Origin of the sequence: Nonomuraea sp. NPDC049480 (genome assembly GCF_044465905.1) — a bacterium.
Taxonomy (GTDB): Bacteria; Actinomycetota; Actinomycetes; order Streptosporangiales; family Streptosporangiaceae; genus Nonomuraea.
This window is the reverse complement of record NZ_JBITMD010000041.1, coordinates 21,426-45,726: the sequence shown is the minus strand read 5'-3', so window position 1 is coordinate 45,726 and position 24,301 is coordinate 21,426. Positions and strand designations below refer to the sequence as shown.

33 protein-coding genes are annotated in these 24,301 nt (G+C 67.7%); 19 read left to right on the top strand and 14 right to left on the bottom strand.

Annotated elements, in window-relative coordinates; translation table 11 throughout:
• Nucleotides 1–135: 135 nt before the first annotated feature.
• Complete coding sequence (locus ACIBX3_RS56540; RefSeq protein ID WP_397129140.1) at nucleotides 136–324, bottom strand: ATP-binding protein; 189 nt, start codon at nucleotides 322–324, stop codon at nucleotides 136–138.
• Between the two features lie 315 nt (nucleotides 325–639).
• Between ACIBX3_RS56540 and ACIBX3_RS56535 the strand changes: the two genes are divergently transcribed.
• Complete coding sequence (locus tag ACIBX3_RS56535) at nucleotides 640–870, top strand: hypothetical protein (protein WP_397129116.1); 231 nt, start codon at nucleotides 640–642, stop codon at nucleotides 868–870.
• A gap of 191 nt (nucleotides 871–1,061) precedes the next feature.
• The gene (locus ACIBX3_RS56530; RefSeq protein ID WP_397129115.1) at nucleotides 1,062–1,952 is read left to right on the top strand and encodes a CHRD domain-containing protein; all 891 of its coding nucleotides are present in this window, start codon (nucleotides 1,062–1,064) and stop codon (nucleotides 1,950–1,952) included.
• Nucleotides 1,953–2,277: 325 nt separating this feature from the next.
• Here the strand turns inward: ACIBX3_RS56530 and ACIBX3_RS56525 are convergent, their stop codons facing one another.
• Both ACIBX3_RS56525 and ACIBX3_RS56520 read right to left on the bottom strand, forming a co-directional pair.
• Complete coding sequence (locus ACIBX3_RS56525; protein ID WP_397129114.1) at nucleotides 2,278–3,135, bottom strand: SGNH/GDSL hydrolase family protein; 858 nt, start codon at nucleotides 3,133–3,135, stop codon at nucleotides 2,278–2,280.
• Nucleotides 3,136–3,568: 433 nt separating this feature from the next.
• Nucleotides 3,569–3,895, bottom strand: coding sequence for an SCO4225 family membrane protein (locus ACIBX3_RS56520; RefSeq protein WP_397129113.1), 327 nt, complete (start codon nucleotides 3,893–3,895; stop codon nucleotides 3,569–3,571).
• Between the two features lie 644 nt (nucleotides 3,896–4,539).
• Between ACIBX3_RS56520 and ACIBX3_RS56515 the strand changes: the two genes are divergently transcribed.
• The 4 genes from ACIBX3_RS56515 to ACIBX3_RS56500 all read left to right on the top strand — a co-directional run bounded on the left by ACIBX3_RS56515 (nucleotide 4,540) and on the right by ACIBX3_RS56500 (nucleotide 8,236).
• Nucleotides 4,540–4,998, top strand: a complete 459-nt coding sequence (locus tag ACIBX3_RS56515) for a transposase (protein WP_397129112.1) — start codon at nucleotides 4,540–4,542, stop codon at nucleotides 4,996–4,998.
• Nucleotides 4,995–5,498 carry a hypothetical protein gene (locus ACIBX3_RS56510; RefSeq protein WP_397129111.1) on the top strand — a complete coding sequence of 168 codons (504 nt, stop codon included), beginning with the start codon at nucleotides 4,995–4,997 and terminating at the stop codon, nucleotides 5,496–5,498. Before ACIBX3_RS56515 ends, ACIBX3_RS56510 begins: the two co-directional genes overlap by 4 nt.
• A gap of 541 nt (nucleotides 5,499–6,039) precedes the next feature.
• Nucleotides 6,040–7,491, top strand: a complete 1,452-nt coding sequence (gene ltrA, locus ACIBX3_RS56505) for a group II intron reverse transcriptase/maturase (RefSeq protein WP_397129110.1) — start codon at nucleotides 6,040–6,042, stop codon at nucleotides 7,489–7,491.
• 28 nt (nucleotides 7,492–7,519) lie between these two features.
• Nucleotides 7,520–8,236 carry a transposase gene (locus ACIBX3_RS56500; protein WP_397129109.1) on the top strand — a complete coding sequence of 239 codons (717 nt, stop codon included), beginning with the start codon at nucleotides 7,520–7,522 and terminating at the stop codon, nucleotides 8,234–8,236.
• Nucleotides 8,237–8,295: 59 nt separating this feature from the next.
• On the opposite strand, the gene ACIBX3_RS56495 is transcribed toward ACIBX3_RS56500, so the two are convergent.
• The 4 genes from ACIBX3_RS56495 to ACIBX3_RS56480 all read right to left on the bottom strand — a co-directional run bounded on the left by ACIBX3_RS56495 (nucleotide 8,296) and on the right by ACIBX3_RS56480 (nucleotide 10,274).
• On the bottom strand, nucleotides 8,296–8,595 hold the full coding sequence (locus tag ACIBX3_RS56495) for a hypothetical protein (RefSeq protein ID WP_397129108.1): 300 nt from the start codon (nucleotides 8,593–8,595) through the stop codon (nucleotides 8,296–8,298).
• Nucleotides 8,596–8,729: 134 nt separating this feature from the next.
• Nucleotides 8,730–8,960 (bottom strand): MarR family transcriptional regulator, encoded by a 231-nt coding sequence (locus ACIBX3_RS56490; RefSeq protein ID WP_397129107.1) that lies wholly within the window; start codon nucleotides 8,958–8,960, stop codon nucleotides 8,730–8,732.
• Nucleotides 8,961–9,350: 390 nt separating this feature from the next.
• Nucleotides 9,351–9,770, bottom strand: coding sequence for an ester cyclase (locus ACIBX3_RS56485; RefSeq protein WP_397129106.1), 420 nt, complete (start codon nucleotides 9,768–9,770; stop codon nucleotides 9,351–9,353).
• Between the two features lie 15 nt (nucleotides 9,771–9,785).
• Nucleotides 9,786–10,274 (bottom strand): cupin domain-containing protein, encoded by a 489-nt coding sequence (locus ACIBX3_RS56480; RefSeq protein ID WP_397129105.1) that lies wholly within the window; start codon nucleotides 10,272–10,274, stop codon nucleotides 9,786–9,788.
• A gap of 165 nt (nucleotides 10,275–10,439) precedes the next feature.
• Here ACIBX3_RS56480 and ACIBX3_RS56475 point away from each other — a divergent pair, with 165 nt between their 5' ends.
• The 7 genes from ACIBX3_RS56475 to ACIBX3_RS56445 all read left to right on the top strand — a co-directional run bounded on the left by ACIBX3_RS56475 (nucleotide 10,440) and on the right by ACIBX3_RS56445 (nucleotide 13,677).
• Entirely contained in the window at nucleotides 10,440–10,595 is a 156-nt protein-coding gene (locus tag ACIBX3_RS56475) for a hypothetical protein (protein WP_397129104.1), read from the top strand.
• Between the two features lie 75 nt (nucleotides 10,596–10,670).
• Nucleotides 10,671–10,829, top strand: a complete 159-nt coding sequence (locus ACIBX3_RS56470) for a hypothetical protein (RefSeq protein ID WP_397129103.1) — start codon at nucleotides 10,671–10,673, stop codon at nucleotides 10,827–10,829.
• A 901-nt stretch (nucleotides 10,830–11,730) separates the two neighbouring features.
• A complete protein-coding gene (locus ACIBX3_RS56465) occupies nucleotides 11,731–11,994 on the top strand; it encodes a hypothetical protein (protein ID WP_397129102.1) in 264 nt (87 codons plus the stop codon).
• A gap of 99 nt (nucleotides 11,995–12,093) precedes the next feature.
• Nucleotides 12,094–12,252: a hypothetical protein gene (locus ACIBX3_RS56460; protein WP_397129101.1), complete on the top strand. Its 159-nt coding sequence runs from the start codon at nucleotides 12,094–12,096 to the stop codon at nucleotides 12,250–12,252.
• 313 nt (nucleotides 12,253–12,565) lie between these two features.
• Nucleotides 12,566–12,988 (top strand): Atu4866 domain-containing protein, encoded by a 423-nt coding sequence (locus tag ACIBX3_RS56455; protein WP_397129100.1) that lies wholly within the window; start codon nucleotides 12,566–12,568, stop codon nucleotides 12,986–12,988.
• 81 nt (nucleotides 12,989–13,069) lie between these two features.
• The gene (locus tag ACIBX3_RS56450; protein WP_397129098.1) at nucleotides 13,070–13,342 is read left to right on the top strand and encodes a zinc-binding dehydrogenase; all 273 of its coding nucleotides are present in this window, start codon (nucleotides 13,070–13,072) and stop codon (nucleotides 13,340–13,342) included.
• Entirely contained in the window at nucleotides 13,339–13,677 is a 339-nt protein-coding gene (locus ACIBX3_RS56445) for a hypothetical protein (protein ID WP_397129096.1), read from the top strand. The genes ACIBX3_RS56450 and ACIBX3_RS56445 overlap by 4 nt, the downstream gene beginning before the upstream one ends.
• A gap of 457 nt (nucleotides 13,678–14,134) precedes the next feature.
• On the opposite strand, the gene ACIBX3_RS56440 is transcribed toward ACIBX3_RS56445, so the two are convergent.
• From ACIBX3_RS56440 to ACIBX3_RS56425, 4 genes are all read right to left on the bottom strand, one after another.
• The gene (locus tag ACIBX3_RS56440) at nucleotides 14,135–14,296 is read right to left on the bottom strand and encodes a hypothetical protein (protein ID WP_397129094.1); all 162 of its coding nucleotides are present in this window, start codon (nucleotides 14,294–14,296) and stop codon (nucleotides 14,135–14,137) included.
• Between the two features lie 55 nt (nucleotides 14,297–14,351).
• Nucleotides 14,352–14,762: a hypothetical protein gene (locus ACIBX3_RS56435; RefSeq protein ID WP_397129093.1), complete on the bottom strand. Its 411-nt coding sequence runs from the start codon at nucleotides 14,760–14,762 to the stop codon at nucleotides 14,352–14,354.
• Nucleotides 14,763–14,982: 220 nt separating this feature from the next.
• The gene (locus ACIBX3_RS56430; protein WP_397129092.1) at nucleotides 14,983–15,312 is read right to left on the bottom strand and encodes a hypothetical protein; all 330 of its coding nucleotides are present in this window, start codon (nucleotides 15,310–15,312) and stop codon (nucleotides 14,983–14,985) included.
• An 80-nt stretch (nucleotides 15,313–15,392) separates the two neighbouring features.
• Nucleotides 15,393–15,788, bottom strand: a complete 396-nt coding sequence (locus ACIBX3_RS56425; RefSeq protein WP_397129091.1) for a hypothetical protein — start codon at nucleotides 15,786–15,788, stop codon at nucleotides 15,393–15,395.
• A 190-nt stretch (nucleotides 15,789–15,978) separates the two neighbouring features.
• On the opposite strand from ACIBX3_RS56425, the gene ACIBX3_RS56420 reads away from it, so the two are divergent.
• Both ACIBX3_RS56420 and ACIBX3_RS56415 read left to right on the top strand, forming a co-directional pair.
• Nucleotides 15,979–16,503: a hypothetical protein gene (locus ACIBX3_RS56420; RefSeq protein ID WP_397129090.1), complete on the top strand. Its 525-nt coding sequence runs from the start codon at nucleotides 15,979–15,981 to the stop codon at nucleotides 16,501–16,503.
• 106 nt (nucleotides 16,504–16,609) lie between these two features.
• The gene (locus ACIBX3_RS56415; RefSeq protein ID WP_397129089.1) at nucleotides 16,610–17,203 is read left to right on the top strand and encodes a hypothetical protein; all 594 of its coding nucleotides are present in this window, start codon (nucleotides 16,610–16,612) and stop codon (nucleotides 17,201–17,203) included.
• Nucleotides 17,204–17,515: 312 nt separating this feature from the next.
• Here ACIBX3_RS56415 and ACIBX3_RS56410 read toward each other — a convergent pair whose 3' ends face one another.
• Complete coding sequence (locus ACIBX3_RS56410; RefSeq protein ID WP_397129088.1) at nucleotides 17,516–18,526, bottom strand: hypothetical protein; 1,011 nt, start codon at nucleotides 18,524–18,526, stop codon at nucleotides 17,516–17,518.
• An 801-nt stretch (nucleotides 18,527–19,327) separates the two neighbouring features.
• On the opposite strand from ACIBX3_RS56410, the gene ACIBX3_RS56405 reads away from it, so the two are divergent.
• Nucleotides 19,328–20,464: a hypothetical protein gene (locus ACIBX3_RS56405; RefSeq protein WP_397129087.1), complete on the top strand. Its 1,137-nt coding sequence runs from the start codon at nucleotides 19,328–19,330 to the stop codon at nucleotides 20,462–20,464.
• 160 nt (nucleotides 20,465–20,624) lie between these two features.
• Here ACIBX3_RS56405 and ACIBX3_RS56400 read toward each other — a convergent pair whose 3' ends face one another.
• The gene (locus tag ACIBX3_RS56400; protein ID WP_397129086.1) at nucleotides 20,625–21,461 is read right to left on the bottom strand and encodes a helix-turn-helix domain-containing protein; all 837 of its coding nucleotides are present in this window, start codon (nucleotides 21,459–21,461) and stop codon (nucleotides 20,625–20,627) included.
• A 102-nt stretch (nucleotides 21,462–21,563) separates the two neighbouring features.
• On the opposite strand from ACIBX3_RS56400, the gene ACIBX3_RS56395 reads away from it, so the two are divergent.
• Together ACIBX3_RS56395 and ACIBX3_RS56390 are read left to right on the top strand one after the other, a co-directional pair.
• Nucleotides 21,564–22,286 (top strand): SDR family NAD(P)-dependent oxidoreductase, encoded by a 723-nt coding sequence (locus ACIBX3_RS56395; protein WP_397129085.1) that lies wholly within the window; start codon nucleotides 21,564–21,566, stop codon nucleotides 22,284–22,286.
• 8 nt (nucleotides 22,287–22,294) lie between these two features.
• A complete protein-coding gene (locus ACIBX3_RS56390; RefSeq protein ID WP_397129084.1) occupies nucleotides 22,295–22,663 on the top strand; it encodes a hypothetical protein in 369 nt (122 codons plus the stop codon).
• 89 nt (nucleotides 22,664–22,752) lie between these two features.
• Here the strand turns inward: ACIBX3_RS56390 and ACIBX3_RS56385 are convergent, their stop codons facing one another.
• The gene (locus tag ACIBX3_RS56385) at nucleotides 22,753–23,799 is read right to left on the bottom strand and encodes a class I SAM-dependent methyltransferase (RefSeq protein ID WP_397129083.1); all 1,047 of its coding nucleotides are present in this window, start codon (nucleotides 23,797–23,799) and stop codon (nucleotides 22,753–22,755) included.
• A gap of 332 nt (nucleotides 23,800–24,131) precedes the next feature.
• On the opposite strand from ACIBX3_RS56385, the gene ACIBX3_RS56380 reads away from it, so the two are divergent.
• The gene (locus ACIBX3_RS56380) at nucleotides 24,132–24,299 is read left to right on the top strand and encodes a hypothetical protein (RefSeq protein ID WP_397129082.1); all 168 of its coding nucleotides are present in this window, start codon (nucleotides 24,132–24,134) and stop codon (nucleotides 24,297–24,299) included.
• Nucleotides 24,300–24,301: the final 2 nt, after the last annotated feature.

Below are 24,301 nucleotides of genomic sequence, written 5' to 3'. Positions count from 1 at the left end.
GTGACCCGGAAGGGCACTGCTGGTCGGTGACGTGGCTGCGCTGGGCGATTCATCCGCTGCGGCACCGGCGCTCGACCTCCCGGGTGGGACAGCGGCCCGACGCGTACGGGCGGGCGTTACCGTACGCAGGAGTGCTCATTGCATTGAACGGGCGAGGCGTACGTGCACGGTGAGGCCGCCGGCGGGGTTGGCGGTCGCGGTGAGCGTGCCGCGATGCGCGGTGGCGACCGCGCGGACGATCGCGAGGCCAAGGCCGTGACCACCGGGCCGCCCGGCGTCGCGGGGGCGGGTCCGGCCGGTGCCGCGGGTGAAGGGCTCGAACAGCCAGTGCCGTGTCGAGCCGCGCGGTCACCGACACGCCGCGCTCGGCAGCCTCCCTTGCCGTGATGGCGATGGCGTCGCGGGCGAAGCCGGCCAGGTCGGTGGTTCATCCTCGGCTATCAAAACCCGCACTGGCCCACTCTCTTCACCGTGCCCGTCGCTCCTGTGCCCATCCTGGCCGAAGCGGTGTTCGGCCGGCATTTGCTCGCGGACCGCGCCGATGGCCCGGTTTCCAAACGTTGGCCGAATGCGCCTACCGGCTCAATGGGTGGTGCTCGAACATCCACGAGCGAGAACATCGGCGAACAGGAGCAGCGAATGAAGATACGGCTCAAGCCGGCGGTAGTGATCGGCGTCCTCGTCCTGGGCGGGCTCACCGCCGCCGGGGTGGCGTACGCCTCGGAGGGCGACGGCAGCGATTGCGGAGCGCCCGGCGCGCTGTCTCCGGCGCTCGGGCCGGCCTCAGCCCCAGCGGCGGACGCGGGAAAGCGGGAGTCCGGCGACGGCCCGCTGTGCGTGCCGGCCGTCCCGGCGGTCCCGGCGAAATGACCGAACGCGCCCGCGCACCGAGGTGCGCGGGCGCGTGCCGCCGCGATCGGCGATCCAGGTCGGATGTCCAGGTGGCGCCCCTCGAAGGGTCGGGACGGGCAGAAGTTGGCATCGAGTGGCCTGGTAAGTGAGCAACTCCCCATCCGATGCTTTGGCGCGGCGTCACAAGGCGTGACGTCAGGGAGGATCTGATGGTCAAGTTCAACCGTTCGAGCGCGATCGCCGTGGTGGCCACCGCGGTCATGGCCAGTGGCTGCCTGATGGCGACACCGGCGACCGCGGGGACGGCCGTGGACGTCTATCTCGCCGGCACCCTGGTCGGGGACGACGAGGTAGGGACGGGCGACAAGGACGGCGGGGCGCTCGCCCTGTTCCACATCACCGGGGACAAGATCGAGTACGCCGTCCAGTGGCGTGGTACCGAGGCCCCGACCGCGTTCCATATTCACCAGGGCAAGACAGGGAAGAACGGCAAGGTCGCCGTACCCTTCTTCGGGGAGCAACTGCCCGGCCGGCTCAACGCCGTGACAGGCGTGGCCCGTGCAGATTCCGGGATGCTCAAGAGCATCGCGAAGAACCCGAAGAACTGGTACGCCAACCTGCACACCGCCGAGTTCCCCGACGGCGCCGTGCGCGCCCAGCTCAGGCGGGTGGCGAAGGTGGACCTCGACTCGCTCCTGGATGTGGGTGCGAAGACCACGTTCAGCGCCCTGGCCAACGCCGAACAGGAAGTACGCGAGCCCGGCAAGAAGGTCGGGGACAAGAGCGGCGTGGCCGTCTGGCTCGTCTGGCTGAAGGGCACCGAAGTCCACTTCGCCACCCTCTGGCAGGGCATCGGAGCGCCCACCAACGCCCACCTGCATCGGGGCAGGAAGGGCAAGAACGGCCCTGTTGCGGTGGACTTCTTCGCCGCGTCCGGAGGGCTCCCGGCGGGTGTCACCGGCGTCGCGGGCAGCGTGAACGCATCGTCCTCGATCATCAAGGGCATCAAGCAGAGCCCGAAGAACTGGTACACGAACCTGCACACGGCCGAGTTCCCCGACGGCGCGGTCCGCGGCCAGCTCGCCAAGGGTGGCTGGTAGCGGGCGCGGCTCTGCATGGGGGGTCATGACCATCGTGATCTCGCTCATGCCGGCGACAGGCTCCACCGGCCGGCGAAATGGTCACGCCGGAAGCCGGGCTGGGGCGCGATGGGCGGCGGCACTGGACGGAGGGGCACCGGCTACCCGACCATGCCGACCACGACGCCCTGGCCGCCGGGATCGTGATCATCGATCCTGAGCAAGGAGGCGATGGGACGCGAGGTCTCCGGCCGGGGCACCTGAGATGCTGTCATTGCGATCAGGCTCTCCCGCTTCAGCCGGGGGCCGGGCTCCCGGCAAAGGGAATCCGGCCCCCGCATGTCTTCTAGCCGATGGTCCTCTTGATGAAGGCAGTCATCATGACGTGCCCCGTCAAGTTGGGGTGGGCGGACTTGGCGCCGAGGGGCATGACGGGCTCGATGAACCGCTTGTTTGCGGGCTGGCACATGTCCGCGCCCTTGGTGGCCGTGTACAGGTCGACGTAGGTCGTGCTGTTCCACGCCGCCTGCTGCCTGAGCATCTCGTTGAGCTGGAAGACGGTGCGGTCGAGGTACGGGATGTCGCCCTTGGCGAAGGGCACGGACTCCCACTTGCAGTCGGCGCCGTTGGCGGGTAGCAGCGAGGGGTAGCCGACCAGCACGACCCGTGCGCGGGGACTGCGCCGCTTGATGTCCTGCAGGATCGCCCCGATCCGGGGGGACAGCTTCTCGATCCGCTGTCTTAGCTGGTCGCCGTAGTACTTCTCGCAGGGGTTGCCGTTGCGGTTATTCGTGGCGCCCGACATGCAAGTGGCGATGATCTCCGAGAAGCCGATGTCGTTGCCGCCTATGGTCAGGGTGACCAGCGTCGTGTCCGCGGACAGGGAGTTGGCCTGCGGCGGTTTGCTGCCCTGGTGGTTCCAGATGCTGCGGGTGGTGGCGCCGGTGCAGGTGGCGTTCTTGAACGAGGACTTGTAGACCAGGGCCAGCAGGGCTGGGTAGCTCCTGTTGGAGCGCGCGCACTGGGAGTCCTGCTGGCCGCTGAGGCCGCTGCCGGAGGCGTACGAGTCGCCGAGGGCGACGTAGCGGGACGTGACGGCCGTACCGGCCGTGCTGCCGGTCCCGGCGACGGCGAGGCCGGCGGTGGCTGAGATCGAGGCGCTGACCACTGCGGCCGTCGTGGCGATACGCCGCGCGAATCGCATGCGGATATGTCCGGTCATAAGGGTTCTTGGCTCCATGGGGGTGTCCGGGTGTGAACGAGACGATGGGGCGTCGTCGGAGCGCCATGCGCTGCCTTTTACCGCCAGACGCAGACGATCGCACCGCGCGCTGATCACTTCACAGCTCAGACGGGTGTTCAGCCGCGCTCACTACTGATCAGAGCGGGACACCCGATCCATCCGTACGCCCGGCCGACGCGGGGGATTCGCGCGTACCTTCAGGCGGGCGCCCAGGGGCTGGGCGCCCGCCTGACGTCATGGGTTCGAGATGGGGCATCGAGCCCATGCCCGAGGCCGGAGTTCGACGCCGGCGTGCGGGCGGCAGCATGCGCTGATCGGCGGAACTCGGGCCGAACCCGCTGACCTCAGCAGGCCGACCGTCGAGCAGGACAGGATCCCGGCTGATGAACAGCGGTCAGCTTTCCGGCTTGCTCGCGATCTTCCTTCCGCGTACCGCGTGGTACAGCATGGATGCCTGGAACACGCCGGCCGTGGTCAGAACAAACAGGAACGTGGAGGGCGCGAGGTCTGGCGCGATGAACGTTACCAGCCAAGACAGCGGCATGGTCACCACGAACAGCCAGACGCCCGCCAGGCCGTCGTTGTCCGGCAGCCGGACCGAGACCTCCACGAAGATCCTCACACCGATAATGAGCAAGATGTAGGACCCGCTGAGCGCCACGGCGAGGTTGCCCCGCTTGTACCCGGCGAAATGGCGGTATGCGTTACGAACCGATCTCATGAATGCCGCTCTGTCGAAGGAGGGCCATCCGGATGCGCGTCCGGGCCCAGTGGCAGACGTTGGAACGATGACCGCCCCGGAGCGCATAACCGAAGTCCCCTGGCCTGATCTGTCGGGCACACCGTGGCAGCGATGATTGCTCACGCACCAGTCCACGCGATGCTCACCTCTACTCGCTTCCCGGAGTAGAAGGACGACAATCGCTATGACGATCTGACGACTCCGTGGAGGCCATACCGTCCTTCATCCTCGACCGCGCCTACGAGCGCATGGTCGAGCTCGGCGTGCGACCCCGCCCGGATCGCGGCGATGCGGGCGGAGGAGCAGGTACCCCCTCCAGGCCCAAGCGAGCCGCTCGTGGAGCTGATGGTCGTCTTCGTCCCACCCCGGCTGCGTTCCTTCATGCCCAAAGAGTTGCCCGAGCACGACGAGTGGCGGCGGCGCAACCAGCTGCCCCACCCCAATCGCGCCTCCCCGCCTGTGACTTTGATGGCTTGATGCGTGAGTTACCCGGCGGTATTTGGCGTCTTGTTGGTGGGGCCGCTCAGTGGGTGCGGCGGGGCCCTCTCTGTCAGACTGCTGTGATACATGGGACACATGAGTCCTTTTGATGCGAAGCAGGGCGAGACGGGACGATCGAGACAGTGACGATGACCCTCGCCGACCAGGCCGCCATGACGGGGCAAGATGGTCGAGTGACCGATGAGCAGCCGGCCCGGCCCAAGCGGCGGACGTTCACCAAGGCCTACAAGGCGCGGATCCTCGCGGCCTTCGACGCGTTGCCTGAAGGGAGCCCCGAGCGGGGTGCCCTGCTGCGCAAGGAACGGCTGTATCACTCCCACATCGAGCACTGGAGAAAGCAGGCCGAGAACGGAACCCTGGCCGCCTCGACCGGCAAGCCGAAAAAGGACGCCGAATCCGAGGAACTGGCCGCTCTGCGGGCCGAGAACAAGAAGCTCAAAGCCGACACCGCACGGCTGGAGTCCCGCAACGAGAAACTCGCCGGCGAGCTGGGCAAGACCAAAACCGCATTGGACATCGCGGGAAAAGCATTCGCGCTGCTTCAGGACATCTCAAGCAGCGCGGACTCCGACGAGAGGTGAACCGGGTCCTGGATGAGTATTTCCCGGCCCTGGAGAAGTCGGTCGGCACGGTCAGGGCCTGTGAGGTGTTCGGCAGATCCCGGGCCACGCTGCACCGCCACCGTCGTCCGCGTCCGCCTGTCCACGGGCCGCGACGGCCGTTCCACCACCCGGCCGAGCTGTCCCAGCATGAGCGCGAGCAGGTGCTGGCGGTGCTGGACTCGCCCCGCTTCGCCGACAAATCCCCCGGCCAGGTGTGGGCGGTCCTGCTGGATGAGGGCGTATACCTGTGCTCGCAGGCCACCATGTACCGCCTGTTGCGCGAACGCGGCCAAAACGGCGAGCGACGCGCCCAGGCCGTACGCCCCTCCGACCAGCCGGCCCGAACTGGAGGCCGACGGCCCCAACCAGGTGTGGTCGTGGGACATCGAGCGCCACGAGGCGCCATGCAACCGAGTGGAGGTGGAAGACCGCCACCGCCGGGTCGTCGCAGCGACTCGGTGAAGCTGGGGGCAGCCTGATCCGGGGAACGCCGGGGAGGGTGGCAAGCAGCCCCGACAACGACGGTGCGTGCCAGTACTACCGGATGGCACGGGTCCGGCAAGCGAGTCGGAAAGGTGGACGAGAGGAACCAGTGTTCTAAAGCCCCTCAAGAAGTCCACCAGCTCGAACCCGGTGGATCTGGGCTGGATTGCGGTGCGTACTCGGCCCCCTCATCACGGGCCGGGGAACTTCTGGGCCGGGTGATGTCGCCGGTCGGGAGGCCATGACGAATGCCTGCGGCGTAGTCATGGCGATGCCGCAGGGGCATAGCTGGCCACCTCATCCGACGATCGGTTCATGGTGAACGTGGGAACCACCCTCGGGTTCCCGTCCCCGGCCCACGACCAGTGGGAATCGGGGCGGGTTGGCGCGTTGTCCGCCGATGGCCCCGGGGTGGGGCGGAGGACTCGTAGTAGTCGCAGGAGTAACGACCTGCCGCGGAGGACGGGAAAGCCGTCTGCAGGGCGAAGGGGTCCAGCGGATTCATGCAGTGAGGAACTGCAAGGGACGGAGTCGCCGGTGAATACTGGTGAACCGTGGCCCGACCCGTTCTGGGCGGAGCGACGGGTACGACGGATGCAGGCCAAGCTGCACCGATGGGCGGCCGAAGATCCCGGTCGCCGGTTTGATGATCTGTTCAATCTCATCCATCACCCGGATTTCCTCACGATCGCGTGGGAGCGGGTGAGGGGTAATAAGGGAGGGCGCACCGCCGGAGTGGACCGGGTTATCCCAGCCTTCATCTCCGACGCTGCCGATGTCGAGTACTTCCTGAACGATGCGCGCGAGCAGTTGAAGTCGCGGACGTTTGCCCCACTGCCGGTCAGGGAGCGTTTGATCCCCAAAGTCGGACAGCCGGGAAAGTTCAGAAGACTCGGCATTCCGTCCGCGATGGACAGGCTTGTGCAAGCCTCTCTGGTCCTGGTGCTGGAACCGATCTTCGAAGCGGATTTCAAGCCGGTTAGTTACGGCTTCCGCCCGAAACGTCGGGCACAGGACGCAATCGCCGAGATTCACCACTTCGGCTCCCGGAACTACCACTGGGTATTCGAAGCGGACATCGCGGCATGCTTCGACGAGCTGTCACACTCGGCGATCCTTGAACGGGTGCGTCGGCGGGTCGGAGACAAACGCATCCTGGCCCTGATCAAGGCCTTCCTTAAGTCGGGCATCCTGTCCGAGGAAGGTTTGAACAGGGACACTCACACCGGGACTCCCCAAGGCGGAATCGCCTCGCCGCTACTCGCCAATATCGCTCTGTCGGTGTTGGACGAGCATTTCTGCGACAAGTGGTCAGCCCACGGCACAGATTGGCGGCGTGCGGCGCACCGCAAGCGCGGAGGAGCCACCTATCGAATCGTCCGCTACGCGGACGACTTCGTGATCATGGTTCTTGGTTCCAAAGAACACGCGGATGCGCTCTGGGACGAGGTCTCCGAGGTGCTGGCTCCGTTAGGGCTGCGTCTCTCGGAATCCAAGACCCGGGTCTGCCATATCGATGAGGGGTTCGACTTCCTGGGATTCCGCATCCGGCGGCGTCTCAAGAGGGGAACCAACAAGAAGTATGTCTACACCTACCCGTCGAAGAAGGCGCTTGCCTCGATCACGGACAAGGTGAGGGCGCTCACGAACAGAGCACGACACAAGACGCTCGCCGACCTGCTGCACCAGCTCAACCCGGCGCTGCGGGGATGGTGCAACTATTTCCGGCATGGGGTGTCATCGGCGACCTTCCGCTACCTGGACCAGTACACCTGGGATCGGGTCACGCGATGGCTGCGCAAACGGCACCTCGGGATCAACTGGAAGGAGCTCTACCGGCGGTTTCTGGCCGGGAGACCGGGACGAAGACCGGCAGAGCGAGGGAAGATCCTGTTCCAGCCGCAATCGGTCGAGGTCACTCGCTACCGCTGGCGCGCGAACAAGATTCCCACACCGTGGACGGGCGTCCTGGTGGCTGAGGCCACCTAACAGCGGGAATCCGTGGAGCGCCGGATGCGTGGAGACGCGCTTGTCCGGTGCGGAGGGCGGGCGGGAGAAACGGACCGGAAGAAACCCCGGAACCGCGCCCCCGTCCGACCCCTACACGAAACTGAAAGGTCCGGTGCGTGGCGTCTACTACCTGCTGTACGTCATCATCGACATCTTCTCCCGCAAAGTCATCCACTGGGAGATCTGGCCCACCGAGAACGGCACCCTGGCCAAGGAGTTTCTCCAGAACGCCATCGCGGCCAATGGCGGGATCGCGCCTCGCTCGGTCCATGCCGACCGGGGCACGTCGATGACCTCCAACACCGTCACCGGCCTGCTCGCGCTGCTCGGGATCGACCAATCCCATTCCCGGCCGCACGTGTCCAACGACAATCCCTACTCGGAAGCGCAGTTCAAGACACTCAAATATTGCCCGGCATTTCCCGGGCGGTTCGGGTCCATCGAAGACGCCAACGTCTTCTGCGCCCAATTCTTCTCTTATTACAATAACGAGCATCGCCATTCAGGGATCGCGATGCACACTCCCGCCTCGGTACACGACGGCACCGCCGTCCAGGTTCAGGCACGGCGGATCGCCACCCTCCACGCGGCCTACCTGGCACACCCCCAACGGTTCCGCGGCCGGCGGCCCTACCCGCCGCCTCTGCCGACCAAGGTGTGGATCAACCAGCCACTCACGACACCTCAGACCGATACCTCACCACAAACCACACAAGTAGCCTGATGTCTCAGCCGGTTTGACAGCTTCCGCGGCGTGTCACTAGGCGCAGGTGTTGTACCTGGTTAGGCGTCTGCGGCGGGTGTAGCCTCGACGATCTTCTTTGGGGTCGGGATGTCGAGTCTGGCCAGGATGTCGCGCTGGGGCTTGGTCAGCTCGGCGCGCTGGCGGAAGGTGCCCGTCGGGCCAGCGAAGGTGGCCACCGTGAGCAGGTCGAACTCGTCGCGGATGCGGTTCCAGGTGGAGCCGCTGGTGGTCTCGATGATGCGGATCAGCAACAGCGCCAGCCAGCACAAGATGACGTGCGCACGGATGCGTTCCTCCAGCCGGTGATAGACCGGCCGCAGGTCGATGACCTGCTTCATCTACTGCGATTCTCGCCAGCGCGCCGCGGCCCCAGTCAACTGGTTCGAAACAGCGCTGGCCTACGCCACCACCACCCTCAAGAGGGCCGCCGCCGCAGTCGCCCCGATCTCCGACCACACCACCATGGGAAAGATCAACGGTATGGCCCGAATGAAGTGAGTGTCGCCTGGCGCTGACGACCATCTGTATCCGATGCCTGCATGGTCAAGTACTCGGCCTCTGTTGCGCTCTTGACCAGTCGCGATACGCCGCTCTGGTGGATGCCGATTTCGTGGGCCACGGCATTGACCGTTGCCACGATGCCTCGTTGGGTCGGCGAATGGACGGCCTCGGTGACGAGCACGAGCCGGCCTTGTTCGGCCACCTTGTGGTCGCTGGCCGGTGGCCTCCGTGACCAGTGCCGGACAAACGCGAACAAGACCTGTCCAGGCCCCGGGGTGCTCACTCGGTGGCCGCCATCTAGCGGTAGATGTAGGCCAGTTCCAGCGCTTGCTTCAGATCCGGAAGCCGGTGTCGCTGCGATCGAAGCTGCATCCCGACTAGCATGCCGTGAGGAAAGCGCGAGGAGGTCGACCAGGATGCTGCTGCAGCGCCTCGGCAGACGGAGCGTGCTCAGCGGCGTCGTGACTCTCGCCGAACTCGTCGCCGGCAGTGGCCTGGTGGTGGGCGCGCCGAGGTCGGACAAGACTCTGCGGGTGCTGGTGCCGTCGGGGTCGATTCGCCGGACTGCTGCGGCAACCAGGTCCGACCGCGATCAGTCAGGGCGAAGTTGCTGCAACAGGCCGAGCCGATCCGACACGGCGTGGCGCTCGCTGATGTGATCTCCGACGAACCGGAACAGCGCGAATTCCTCCATGCTGACCCGCTTGCCGGTCGCCGGGATGCCGAGCAGGTCGCCGGTATGGGTCGCGGACATACGCGAGCGCACCATCACATCGTCACCCTCGGCAACCATATCCAGGATTTCGAACCGCGGATCGGTGTATCCGTCGTGTATTGCCTGCACCTCGTTCTTGAAAGCCGACAGGCCGACCACACGCTGATGCGACCCCTCGACAGAAATGAAGTCTGCGGTGAACAGCATTTCGGCGAACGCGAAGTCGCCCTTTTCAATCCCACGGTACAGCCGGTGAAGCGCCTCTTTGCGAGACTGTAATGCGCTTTGCATCGACATCACATCCTCCCGTGCCTACGCCGCCGCCAAGTGTTTCAGCATGCCCGCACTAAGAACGAGCGTCGTGGACCCGTCGTCCGCGAGAAACTCAATCTCCCCGGCGCTGCGCATGATCAGCAGCGTATCCTCCGGGTGGACCAGTGGTTCGTGCACGGCACCAGCGGGTTCGAGCACGTAATCTCCGGCCTTGAACGCCCCGGTCTGCGGATGCGCACCCGCACCGTGCAGAATGTAGAGCTCCGTCCCGGAAACATGCCGATGCCGCGGCAGCACCGAACCCGGCTTCGCGTGCACCATGACAGTCCACACACCCGACTCCTCGTCAGCGTAGACCACTCGTACCTCGACACCTTCGGCCACTGGCTTGAACGGAATCTCGTCGGTGGCGATGGTCAGCCCCTGATCGTGATGGTGGGACATGATGATCCTCCAGTAACTGTCTCGGTCCGTCATCTCTATGACCGAACCGAATCCAACCCGAAAACGTGACAGGTAGATCAGCACAGGTGATTCGGCCGCAAGCCGGTGGCAGCCCCCGGGCGCCCGCCGAGGGTCCTTCCACCTTCCGTGAGAGCCCGATTCCCACGACCTTGAACAGGCGTGCACCCTCGGGCGCTCCGAGAAAGCTTGAAAACTATGTGTGATTCCTGTTCATGCACGTCACACTAAATGCGGCTTGGGGGTGCACGCTTCTCGATTCCTGATCGGTTTGTCGCCGGCCTCGACACGGTCGGCCCGCAGACGGTCCGGCAGGAGAACACCAGCCTGCTCACCCAGATGATCGCCGACCTGGAAGCCCGCCTCACCGAGCCGGCAGCGGGCTGACCAGGACCGTCATCGCGTCAAGGCAACCGTCCCCGGACACGCCGCACCCCCAACGACCGGCCAAGGAGCCCCGTCATGACTCCGCTCGAACGCACCCTTGCCAGAGCCCTCACCGAGGTCGTCATCAGGCTGGACCTCAGCGACGACGACGCCATCACGCCCGCGGCCACGATGCAGGTGCTCCAGCCGGTGGCCGTCCTCCTGCAGGACCTGTCCGAGCAAGGGCACCGGTAAGAATCGCGCCGCACAGCCCTCTTCGTCGGTGGCGGGGTCATCGCAGATGGGGCAGTCGTCGAAGACACGGCGTGGAATCTCTTCGAGCAAGGTGATCCTCGCCGAACCGGACGGCTCCCGCGGCGTGGACGACAGGTGAAGGACCCGTCCGTCAGACAGGTCCAGGGACATCTCGCCCGCTCCTCGGCGGTTCACGACCCAGGATCGTATCGGGGGCCAGTGGCGAGCACATGGGCGTTTTCAGTGCTTCCATGGCGCTGGTCCCCGACGGCACGTCGCTGGCGCCAGCGGTCGTAGGCGCCGGACCGCGCCTGAGCTGCAGGCCAAGAGCCGTCATCAGCTCTCGTGTCGCCGCCACTGACATCACGCGCCGCAGGCCACGATGGTTATCTGGGGTTGTCAAGCGAACTTGCTGGTCAGCGACTTGAGGGTCGTTAAGTTATGTCAGGCAAGTAGGCAGTCCGCAGCTGCCGCGCAGGTGGATCATGGAGACAGAGAGGCGGAGGTCTCGGAACGGCTCGACGGGCTGGTTCGGGCAGGGCGTTCAGGCGAGATCGACACCGCAGGAACTTCCGGTCGTGGCTCTTTGGGACCGGACTCGCGGGGTTCGGTCCGTCGCGGAGACGTTCGCCCTGCGGTACCCGACCTGCCGCGCCGGCCCACCTACTGCGACGCGGTCGCCGGCAGGCCAAGGCTGATCGGCGAGAAGCCGGTATGGCAGCGTGCCGTCCGCGGGAACTGGGCGGCAGGCATCCGATTCGCAGCCAGACGTGGGCGACGTGCGGGGGTGCAGCACTCCTAGGAACGCTCCGGCCTTCTTCCGACGGCGTGAACACGGCAGGGTCGAAGACGAAGGATCCGGTCAGGGGGCTCCTGCCCCGGTTGAAACGAGGAGGACGCAGTGACGCAGACAATCCCAGAGGGCACTGAGCGAAACGATAAGAAGGCCATGCTGGTCACGAGCGCGGGCAGCCGCGAGGAGGTCGCTGCCGCGCATGTGCAATGGGTCTGGGGATGGGAACGCCGGGATGGCGATGGCTGCTTCAGCTTCCGGGAGACGTTTGAGCGGTTCTACGACTGGTCCTACAACCAGACGCTGCTCTATGACGACTTCGACCCCGAGCATGGGGTCGCCACCAGCCCAGCCGAGTACGGTGCCATCTAGGAGCCGACCTTCAACAACCTGCGAAGCGCCGAACACGGCGTCGTCTCGGGACCGGACGTCGTCGCGGGTGGGAGCCTGGCGTCGTCTTCGCTGGTGTTCGTGGCCAGGCTGGAAACGCTTGACGGCACCGTGACCGGCATACGCACCACGACCTCGCTTGTGTGGCGCCTGACCGACAGCGGCTGGCGGATCATCCGCGAGCACAACTCCAGCGTCGTCGTGCCGGTCAAGACGATCCGGGACCAGTTGGGCCGGTGACCCGCGGTCTGAAGCACCTCCTGCTCCCAGGGCTCCGCGAGGTCGCCAGTAGTTTCGTCCGAGGCTGACCCTTGGCCCGCCTCGCTGCGGCCCGCTGTCCGCGGGGTCGACCGTCGACGGCTTCGCCATCGCCGCTACCGCCGCCACCCTCACCTGCCCGGCCGAGCACACCGTCCCCTCTGCGACCCCGGCGGCCAGCGTCAAGACCGGCCGCCCGTCCTGGGCGGCCTGGCACGTCTACCCGGCCGCAGCGCACCGCTCCTACGGTGGCTCACATCACCACCCCCGACCAACCTGCGGAAAGGTCACTCCCATGCACGCGATCCCCCAGCTCCGCCCACTCTGGCTCCTGCTCGGCCCCGGCGTGGCCGCCCTCCTGGCCTGCTCGGCCCCGGCCGAGCACAGAACGGCGGCCAAGGACATGACCACGGCCTCCACCGGCTCCACGCCCCCGGATGCCACACCGGCGACTGCAAGTGAGGCGACGAGCCGAGCGGACCACCCCTACGTCGGCATGTGGGTCACAGCCGACGGTCACATCCGCCAAGAGCTGCTGCCCAACGGCCGCTACGACGAAGCGCGTGGCAGCCGCCAGGGCGCCTACACCGGCAGCTACACCATCACCGGCAACCGCATCGCCTACCGAGACGACACCGGCTTCGCTGCCGATGGAACCTTCGTCAGCGACGACGTCCTCCATCACGGCGGCTATGTCTTCCACCGGCGGCGCCACTGAAGGGATGGCCGCTACGTGGCGGGACAGATGAGCGCCTCATCCGACAGCCACCCATAACCCGGGACCGCCACCCGGCTGTCCGTGCTGCGCCAGCTCGCGCTGCTGCGCGCATGGTCATGGTCGCCGAACGGCAGGCACGCGACGTTCTACCGGCTCAGCTCTACCGCGAAGCGGCGTCCCGCGTGGGTGCTGGAAGATCTCGCTGCGCTGGTGCGCCTGCTGGAGGCGGGCGAGCTGAAGCCGCTCATCGCCGCCATGCTCCCGCTCGAGCGCGCCGCTGAGGCGCACGAACTCCTGGCGGGCGCCCGCGTGGTGGGGAAGGTTCTGCTGACTCCTGAGGAGGAATCGTCATGAAGCTGGTCACGGTTGCCCGGTATTACGCGGTCGTGCTCGGGCTGGGAACGGTTGGCTACCTGTTCTTCACCGGCATGGTCAGAGCGGACAACGCCTTCCTGATCCCTGACTTGGTCATCTCCGCGCTGCTCGTCGCGACCGCGTTCCTGCCACCCGCTTACGTGGTGCGGGGCATGATCCTCGCGTACGGCATGGCGGCCGGCGTGTTCACCGCGGCGGTCTTCACTTCCCTGGTAAGGGGGGAGCTGGGAGTGGTGAGCATGGCGGCGGCGGCGTCGTTGGTCGTGGCGGTGCTGCTCGTGGCACGGCAGCGGGCGGCCTCAGGCGTCCATTGACACCTGTGGCACCCGCAGACGGCCGCGCTCTGGCCGGCGGTGTATCCCGGAGGAGTACGCGACGAGCGTCCCGTCAGATGTGACTTTGATGGCTTGATGGGTCTGGCGATCTTTATGTGGCACGACCACGGAAGGCAGCCGGATTTGCGGCGGGGACTGATCGCGATCGAATAACGGTCCGCACAGGGGAACGGCCGCTCCGTGAGGATTTGGTTCATCCCAGAACTGATCATCACCGAGCGGCCGCGGAGTTCATTGTGCCCTGTGCGCAGCATGTCCTGGCGGGCGATGCCTGTGAAGGTGCTCTTCCCCCACCTGGCGAACTGGTCGTCGACGAGGTGACCGATCGCGAGGACTACGTGCTGGTCACCGCGCATACCGCAGGTGTGGACCGGCGCCCTGCGATGGCGCGAGCACGCGGGCCGCCTGGCCGCGTACTCGGCGGCCCAGGGCGGCGTCAGTCGATGGTCTCCTTGACGAGGTCGAGGTAGGCGTGCCCAGCCGAGACGCTGTAGGGCAGGCCGAGCGCCGTGAATCCGTCCAACAGCTCGCGTAGTGTGGCGAGGTGGTGCTGCCAGGAGGCGTCAGGCGAGTAGGGGCCGCCGAGGAACTTGATCATCCGGGCCGTTTCCGGCGAGCGGCGGGCGATCTGCTTGTCAGGCTTCGTCGTCGTCCTACAGGTCGTAGTCGTAGGGCTCGCCGCGGGCCAGCCGCTCGGCGCGCATCTTCTCGCGCTCGGCGTCGGTGATCCCGGTCAGGTACTCCCACCTGCTCACCCGTTGGACCGCGCCGCGGGCCAGGTCGTGCTGCAGCACGATCCGAGACGAGCAGCCCATCTCCTCCTCCTTGACCACCGAGGGGTTGGTCGCCTCCCACGGCACGCCGGCCCAGGAGGCGTTTTCGGCGATCTCGACGGCCGCGCGGCGGGCGGGCGAGCCGGGCCGGCGCGGCCCGTCGGCCAGGGGTTTCCAGCAGGAGGCGTACCGCACCCACGCCACCGCCTCCAGCTGGGCGACGTCGGTGTCGACGACCACGTCGTGCACGCCGCCGACCGGGTCGGCGGTGTTGACCAGGGCGTGGACCACCGGCCCGGTGTAGGCGACCTGCAGGAAGGAGGACTTGCAGGTGGGGCAGACCGGCGCCCGGCGCCCCTGCGGCAGTCGCTCACCCAGGGCCTTCTCCTGCTCGCGCCGCTGCCGTTCGGCTTCGGCCCTCGGGAAGTAATGGAGTGATCAGTGACGCCAGCGTGTGCAGTTTCCTGCACACTCGTTTGCGTCTGGCCGCGGTTATGGGAGCCGGCGCAGCTCAGCGGCGCTCGAAGGGGTTGACTCCCACGGATCGCTCCAGCCGGGTGATGAGCCCGGTGGTGCCGGCCTGCTCCATCTCCGGCAGGTCCCAGCTGTGTGAGCCTTGGGGTAGGCCGTCCAGGCGCACCGTAATGGACAGGTCGCTGAAGCTGAGCCGGAAGATGCGCAGGCTCACGTCGGACCCGCCCAGTTGGCTGGCGGGCACCAGGTGGGGCTGGCCCTGCGGGGCTTTGCGCGCCTCCTGCAGGGCCAGGGCTTTGAGCTGCTCGCCGGCCTCGCCGCGCTTGGTGTAGCGGCGGCCGGCTGCCCGGCCGGCGTGCCGAGCCACACACCTTACTGGGCCCTCCGCTCGGGTCGATGCGGTCATTAGTAGCGGTGAGTGACCGTAAGTGCGGGAATTGCAGCCGATCAGTAGAAGGTCGGGTATCCGGCGCAGTCATAGCTGTTCAGTCGCTTGACTGATGAGATCTTGTCGTTGAACTTCCACTGCGGTGCTCCAAGGACGTTCACCTTTTCCCACGGCCGGATGCAGTAGCGGCGGTCTTGAAAGTTCCTGTCGTCGTAGACGACCCATGCGGACCAGTCGTTGTTCTCGATCGAACTCGCCCTGTCGGACGATTCGTGGAGGTTGGTCGAGTAGGTACGGACGTGGCGCCCTCCCTCGAACCAGGAGTCTTCGTAGAGGTACAGCCCTGCAAGATCGCCCACACCAAGATCTGCGTGAGCGGCCGTCGCGGTACCCGTGATGCCGACGATGGCGGCGGCTATGGCGAGGCACGCGACCGTCCGGGTCTTTCTCAACATGATTCCTCCCAAGAATCGTTGCATTGGCGTCTGGGAGGAGGTTGCCAATCGCCTCTTGGCCGTGGCTTGTGCCTGGATTGGTGTCTACTACAGGTCAAGGGCTTCGGCCGGTGCGTTTGGTGAAGCGCTCCGGCCCCGGGCCGGCCACCGTCATGGCGAAGGCCCCGCCCTGCGGGCCCTAACTGAGACCTTGCGCGCCCAGGTCGGCACCGAACTAGCGCTGCTGGCGCGCATCCGCGACGAACTGCTGGACCGGATCTGCGAGCTGGAGGAGCAGGTTCGCGCCGAACGCGACGGTGCCATGACGGCTGAGCAACAGGCCCGTGACGCCGCCGAGCGCGCCCGCGCCGAGCTGGCCGAGCAGCAGCGCGCGGCGGCCGCGCACGAGCACGCCGCCGACCTGCAGCGGCTCCGCCGCGAGCATGAGGAGGCGCTCGCTGGGGAGCGGGAGCGGGCCGCCACAGCGGAACGGGCCGTGGCCGCCCTGGAGGAGCGGCAGCGCACCACCGCGGCCGAGCGCGACCGTGAACGCGGCCGCGCCGACGCCGCCGACGCCGCCGACACCGCCGACACCGCCGACACCGCCGCCCAGCGTGAACGGGACGACGCCCGCAGAGCACAAGGCGACGCCGAACGGCACGCCACCGAGTTGCAGACCACCCTGACCGACCTCATCCGTCGCCTGCCCGCCGCTGGCGACGTACCCCCGGACTGAGGAACCGGCGGACGACCGGTGGCGCCCAGAGGGCAGCAGTCGCGGGTCCGCGCTCTTCACTGTCTGGCGTCTTCCCAGGGCTGGATGAAGCGTGTGAGGTGTAGTGGTGGACAACAGGTACGTGCAGGTGACACTACGTGCCGCGATGTCGATCGCGCTTTTCGGCTTGCTGGTCGCCCTGGCCGCGAAGGTCTCGGTCTTCTTGGCGGTCGTCGTCGCCGTCTTGGGGGTTGTTTTCGTGGTGGCCGGCGTGATGATGGATCGGACGAACACCATGCTGGAGCGCGGCGATTTCAAGGAGCTGTCGCGGTTGGCACAAGCGTTGCCGGCGGACGAGGTGGTTCCGGCGTCCGGCGTGTGGCTACGCGTGGAACGCCACGGCAAGGACATGGTGGTCGTGCGGGTGTCGGAGGCAGACATCGAGGATGCCCGCCGGGACCTGGCCGAAGGGCAGCAGCAGAGCACGGTGTCGTGCGAGGAGTTCACCTTGAAGTGGCCGGGGTTTGTCACGCGTGGGCACAGGTACATGTCGGCGGTGTTGGAGGACGGCCAGGTGCGCGTCCTGCCGGCGCCGCGCTCATCGCTGCCGGATCGGGTGCGGAGCTGGTGGCTGGTCGGCAGGCTTGGGACAGCGTTGACGTCGCTGGCCGAGCTGGAGCAATTAGCCGAGCAGTTGCGGCAGGCTGCGTCGCAGGCCTGAGGAGGTGCACGAAGTGGGCCCTCGACGATCACACACCGTAAGAACAGCGCGGGATCCCGGCGGCCAGCGCGGCCAGGACCAAGAAGGGGTGCCACCTCAACGGCACGCCCGACGCTCTGAAGGCCCGCCCTATAAGCACGTCGTCCACGTGTCGCCGCGAGCGCCGACCTCGTCAACGGCGTACGCGTCTCGGTGACAGGCGCAGAACGTCTTCGCGGCGGCTGATTCGCGGCGGCTGAGCGCACGCTACCGCGCGGGAACGGTCACCGCGAGGCGGTCCCGCGGTGGCCGTTCCGGTTCAGGGCGCCGGGATCACCCGGGGGAGACCGCGCCGGTCCAGACGGCGTCGGCGGCGGAGTAGACCGCGAGCAGTTCATCGTCGAAGTAGGGGGACAGGGCCGTGTCGTAGCGCAGGTTGGCGTCGGTGTCGGTGACGCTGAGGGTCAGGCCGTTCAGGTAACCTCTGGCGCCGGCCGCGTCGTAGTTCAGCAGCCAGGAGGAGCCTTGCGCGCCGTACCCGGTGAACCAGGAGCGCACGGGCAGCAGTCGCTCGCCCTTCAGGCTGGGGGCGTGGGCGGTGGTCGTGACGCTGCCCACGGACATTTTGAGGTTCTGCCCGGTGTATGGCCGCACGCCGTCGGGGTGCGGGCCCGCCGGGTAGCCGAAGACGTTCACCGAGTAGTCGAGCGGCTGGTTCCAGGCCAGGCCCTGCCCGCCGACGTTGTCGCCCAGCCTGCCGTAGCCGGTCGGCTCGCCCGTGGCGGAGGGGACGACGCCCTCGTACACGTTGACGAAGGCGTAGCCGCGGTCGAAGTCGCGGCCGGTGTCGAAGTCCTGGTGGCCGAAGAGCTGCTTGCCGACGTACAGGCCCAGCGGGGCGGCGCCGGCGGCGTAACGGGGCACGAACACCCACTTGCCGAGTGCGGCGCCAGGGGTCTGGGTGTCGAACGCGCACTGCGCCGCGGTTGCCACGACGTTGCGGTACTGCGAGTGCACGGCGCTGCCCGTGCACCAGTGTGGCTGCCCGTCGGCGCCGATGAAGAACACCTTGCCCGAAGTGGCCGGGCCGTCGGGTTGCGCCGGACGGCTGACGGAAGGAAGCGACGGCGCGATGCTGCCGGGCTTGCCGCTGGGCGTGATTACGGCGCCCGCGAGGGGCTCGCTGACGGAGGCCCGCACGGTGTAGGGGGTGGCGTTGGCCAGGTTGGCGCCGCCGTCGCCGAGCCAGAACGCCGCGACCTCCGCTGCGGCCGCCTGTGTGGAGGCCAGCGGCTTGGTCACGACGCTGGCGGCGACGTCAGCGGCAGCGGCCGGCGCGGCCATCAGAGCGGCTGGCAGAAGGCCGGCGGCTAATGCACTGAGGGCTCTACATAACATAAGCATCTCCCGTCTGCTCGCTGTTTTTCAGCGATGATTTCGAACACACTGTCGTGCGCCCAGAGAGACGCTACCCCCCGGCCTAGTCGCGATCAACGGGTTTCACCAACCGCCCGATGTCCACCTTTCCGGATCCTGGCGCTGCGCCGTCAGTCCTCGACGGCCACCCGGGCGAGCACGTCCCGCCGGGGACGCAACCCCTCTAACAGACAGCAGTTCCCACGGCGATGCCATACTCGGCCCGCAGGAGCGCGAGCCGCTGCCGTGACATCACCGCGGCGGCGACCGCCCGGCACTCCTCAGGCCCCAGCGCGTCGAACTGCTCGGCAACGCGACGCTGCTCTGCCTCGCCCCGCGCAACCGCTGGACCTACGTCACACGCAAGCGGAAGATTGACTACCTGTTCGCCGGCGGCGGCCGCATGCGGGGTTGCTTCGTCGACTACGCCAAGGCCAGGTGGTCAGACCACGTCCCGATGCACGCATGGGTGGCGCGGTAGGAAGAGGTTGCGGGCTGTGGCCCGAGTCACCCCGAACACGTCCCTTGCCCCACCACCCGGGCCAAGTTGGGCTGCCCCGCTCCCAACGCCGGGAAGGTGCAGCGCGGGCGCCCCCGCCAGCATCTTCCTGCGCGGTTGTACGTGTGCCCGCATCGCCATGCCGGCCACCGATGCGGCCAAACGGTTGCTTGCTTGGACGGGAAATGATGCCATAGCGAGATCCGCTGCCGACGGAAGGAGGTTCCACGATGACACGCTCATGGGCCCGAAGGCTTGCCGTGGCGCCGGTCTCGATCGTGCTCGGCCTGGCGTCGCCAGTCACGTCGTACGCGCAGACGGCGGACTCCCCGTGGCAGACCGTCCAAGCGCCCCCCGCCCAATCCCCCGCCGCCCTGGCCGACGTCGCGGCGCGGAATGCACGCAGCGCGTGGGCCGTGGGCAGCGAGGGCTCGCCATCGCTCCCGTACATCGCGCACTGGAACGGGCGGCGCTGGGTGAAGCAGCCTTCGCTTGGCTGGCAGGGAACGCTGACGGAGGTCACGACCGCCCCGGGCAGCACCTGGGCCGCGGGCGTCGACCAGAGCACGGGCACGGCGAAGCTGCTACGCAAGATCGGAAGCGTCTGGGCCGGGCATGACCTGCCACGAGGCGACGACCCGACACTGCGGATCACCGGACTGTCGGCACTGCCGGACGGGCGGCTGTGGCTGTCCGCGACGTACGGCTCCCCGACGCTCTCCATGCTGGCTTTCTTCGACGGCCACACCTGGACCGAGACCCCGCTCCCCGCAGAATGCGCGGCAAGGTGCGCCATCCAGCAGATCGAGGCGCGCACCGCCCAGGACGTGTGGGCGGTCGGGGCGGGCGTGCCGCCCTCGCCCGGCGTGGTGGCGGGGATCGTCCTGCGCTGGGACGGCACGACTTGGACCGCCGGATTGTCGAACGGGACCGACAACGTGGCGAACCTGTACGACGTCCACGCGGTGTCGGCCGACGATGTCTGGGCCGTCGGCCACAAGGCCGTCTTCAGCGGCCCCCGGCCCTACCTCGCCACCATCGTCCTGCACTACGACGGCACCTCCTGGCAGGACGCCGGCGCACCGGCCATCGTCGGCTCAGCCGTCTCGCTCGCTGCCGGCGGCGGCGGACTGTGGGTCTCCGTGCAGCCCTCCTCACCCGGTCTCGCCGGAACGACGCGCTACCTCCGGTACGAGTCGGGCACCTGGACGGCGGTGGCCGGCCCCGCAACCCCGGACGTCGACGTGCTCGTGACCCAGGCGGTCGCCGCCGTGCCCGGCACTTCGGCGACCTGGTCCGTCGGCTACCGGACCTCGACGGCCGCCCAGACCACCGTTCCCCACATCGAGCTGGCGGGATCCCTCTGACAGAGCCGGCGTCCGCCCCCTGCGTGATCCATGAGCTCAGGGGGTCGGCCGGGCTGGGGGTAGGAGGACAGCCAGCTGCTCGGCGCCCGATCTCGGTGCGGTATCGATCTGGTGGAGCGAGCGCCTGACCTCGATGCGTCAGGGACGCGTCCGCAGGACCTCACACCTGCTGGAGCCCGAGCACCCGCAGCATGTCGAGGACTGTCGCTCCGGGGGATCCCGGCTCGGCCGAGTACACGAGCACGGTCTGGTGGCCGTCCGGGAGCAGCATGGTGTCGCAGTCGAGCGAGATCATGCCCAGGCTGGGATGCCTGATGCTCTTGGTCGCGGTACGCCATGGGGAGGAGCGCCCCTCTCGCCAGAGCTCGTCGAATCGCGTGCTGCCACGACGTAGTTCCGCGATCAGCCGGACCAGGTCGGGGTCGTCGGGATAACGCGCCTGCGCGGCCCGCAGTGTGCCGACCGAGGCCCGGGCGGCCGCGTCGTCCTCGTCCGGGCCTGCGGCGACCTGGCAGCGGCTGCTGCCGAGAAAACGCTGCCAGATGAGATTGCGTTGCCGCTGCGGCCACGCGGACATGTCGCCTTGAAGCGCTGCCCCAAGGGGGTTCCAGGCCAGCACGTCGCCCTTGGCCGAGAGCACCAGCACGGGCAGATCCGCCATGCGGTCCAACAGCCGGAGCACGCTCGGCCGTACGACCATCGCGATGCGCCCGGCCTGTGGCGGCTCGTGGCCGGCGAGCCGGAACATCAGGTCGCGATCATCGTCGTCGAGCCGCAGGGCCTGGGCCAATGCGGCGATGACCTGGCTCGAGGGTCGCGGCCCGCGCCCCTGCTCGAGCCGGACCACGTAATCGACGCTCAGGCCTGCGAGCATGGCCAGTTCCTCTCGGCGCAGACCCGGCACCTGGCGACGCGTTCCCGCCGGCAGTCCGACGTCCTGCGGTCGTACACGAGCCCGGGCTGTGCGGAGTATTTCGGCGAGCTCGGCGCGGTTCACTGTTCAATCATGCCTGTAGATCGCGCCGGCCGGGTGGTACCGCAGGTCCTATGCCTCAGCGGTCCTGGTGGGCCCCGGGTGTGCGCATGGAGGATCGGCTCCATGACAGAGATGAAGACGGTGGCGTTGGTCACCGGAGCGAACAAGGGGCTGGGCCGGGAGACCGTACGCCGCCTGGCCGGCCAGGGGTGGCAGGTCTTCCTGGCCGCGCGGGACCGGGGACGCGGCATCGAAGCCGCGGACACGCTGGCAGGTGAGGGGCTCGAGGTGGAGTTCGTCGAACTCGACGTGACCTCGGACGAGTCCGTGGCGGCGGCCGTGAAGGCCGTCGCCGAGCGGGTGGATCGCCTGGACGTGCTCGTCAACAACGCCGGAGTCGGTGGCCCGTTGCTGGATCCGGCCGACATGGACGCCGACGCGCTACGTGCGCTGTACGAGGTGAACGTGTTCGGTCAGGTGCGGGTCACACACGCGTTCCTGCCGTTGCTGCGCAGGTCGCAGCAGCCCCGCATCGTCATGGTGTCCAGCGCTCTCGCCTCGCTGACACACGCCGGCGACCCCTCCCGCCCCGAGCACGGCTTTCTGAGCCTGGACTATGCCTCGTCGAAGGCGGCGCTCAATATGATCGTCTCCCAGTACGCCCGGGCGCTGCCCGGGTTCAAGGTCAACGCTGCGGATCCGGGCAACCCCGCCACCGACATGAACCATCACACGGGTATCCACACCGTCGCGGCGGGAGCCGCTGCGATCATCAGGTTGGCCACGTTGGACCCCGGCGGGCCGACGGGAGGCTTCTTCGGCAGTGACGGCCCCGTCCCATGGTAGGAGTGGACATGACCAAGATCCTCACGATCGGGCTGCATCCCAGCACGATCGACTACACCGGATTTCCCGACCTCGACGAGGCGACGCTCACCGCACGAATCGAGCAGGGCAACGCAGCTCTGCGGGCGGCGGGCATCGACGCGGTGCCGTGCCTGGTCGGTACCGACCCGGACGAGGCAGAAAAGAGCGTCCGTGAACGACTGAGGGAGGGGCCCTTCGGCCTGGTCATGATCGGAGGCGGTGTGCGCATGAGCCCTGAGCACACCCTTCTGTTCGAACGGCTGATCAATGTTCTGGCGGCCACGACTCCCGGAATTCGCTTCTGCTTCAACATCTCACCGGAAACGACGATCGACGCCATTCGCCGTTGGGTTTGACGGAAACGGCATCCGCCGCAACGAGGTCGACCGCGTTCCGTCCATGAGCCCGCGGTGCGGGCTACCGCCTCGATCTGGCGGTCTGACACCTACGGCCGGACCTCGTAGACCGCGTTGAACGGGCTCTCCGCCACCCGCCGGAATCGGGTGAAGCCCGCATCCGTGATCACCTCCCGGATCGCCGCCTCGCCGGCCTGCGCACCCAGCGCGTAGCCGCCCGGCTGGGAGAGGCTGTTGGGCACGCACAGGAACGTGGAGCCGCTGTAGTAGAGCCGTCCCACAGGGTTGAAGTTCTCCTCGACCTTGTCGGCGGCGAACGGCTCCACCAGGAGCCACGTCCCGTCCGGAGCCAGCGCCTCCCGCACGCGTCGCGCGGCACCGAGCGGGTCACCCATGTCGTGCAGGCAGTCGAACATCATCACCAAGTCATAGTCGCCGCCGCTGAAGGTCTGCGCGGTGGCCACCTCGAAGGTGACGCGGTCGCCGACCCGGGCCTGGGCGGCCTTCTTGCGGGCCAGCTCGATCGACTCGGCGTGGTAGTCCGAGCCGACGACGGTGACGCGCGGGTACGCTTCGGCGATCAGCAGCGTCGAGGAGCCGAGCCCGCAGCCGAGGTCGGCCACCCGAGCTCCGGCGGTGAGTTTCGCCTCGACCCCGTCCAGTGCCGGGATCCAGTTCGGGATCAACTCGGCTGCGTAGCCGGGCCGGTAGAACGCGTCGCATCCGACGAAGACGTCCTCGTGGTGCTCGTGCCAGCCGACGCCGGCGCCGGTGCGGAACGCCTCGGTGATCCGCGGCTCGGCGCGCAGATATCCCAGCGCAAGGAGGAACGCGGCCGATACGTGGGGGCCGTTCGGGTCTGCCAGGCAGAACGCCTGCTCCTCGGTCAGCGAGAACTCGCCGGTCTCCGGTTCGTAGCTCACGTACCCGCCCGCGGCCTGGCCACGCAACCACTCGGTGAGGTAGCGCGGATGACACCTGGTCCGCTCGGCGAACTGCTCGGGCGTCGCCGGACCTTGCGCGAGTGCGCGATAGAGGCCGAGCCGGTAACCGATCACGACCGAGCCGGCGGCCCCAGTCGCGCCCAGATCCGCCACGAAGCGCTCAAGGAACTTTGTCACCTTGTCGTGGTCCACGCCCGATTTCCTTCCCCGATCGGAACCGGCTGATTCTGGTCAACCGAAAAGGCGGGCGGTCGCGCTCGCACACGAGGCGGCCCGGCCGGCAGCGCGCTGCGGCACGCCGACCGGACGCCGCCGTTCCCGCTCTTTGCGGTCCGCCTCGAAGCGGGGCCGGCCTGCGGCCATGTGGCGCCGCGCACACACCGCCAGCTGGCGGCACGCCACCTCGATCGTTATCTGGGGTTCTTAAGCGAAGTAGCTGGTCAGGCTTCGACGACACCGAGCTGGGCTGCGTCTATCGCTCTGGCCGCCACTGGCAGGCCCTGGCCCCCGACGGGCGCGTGGTCGTGCACCGCGCCGCAACTCGTACCGAGGCGGTCGACCAGCTGCTCGCCACTCCTGGCCCGCTCTTCGGCGACCCCGCTGATACCCTCCTCCACGGCCTCGACGACGGGGGTCGGCTGTGGGCGACGATCCCCGAGACCGTCTGCCTGCCGTTGGGCGAGTGGCTATGAAG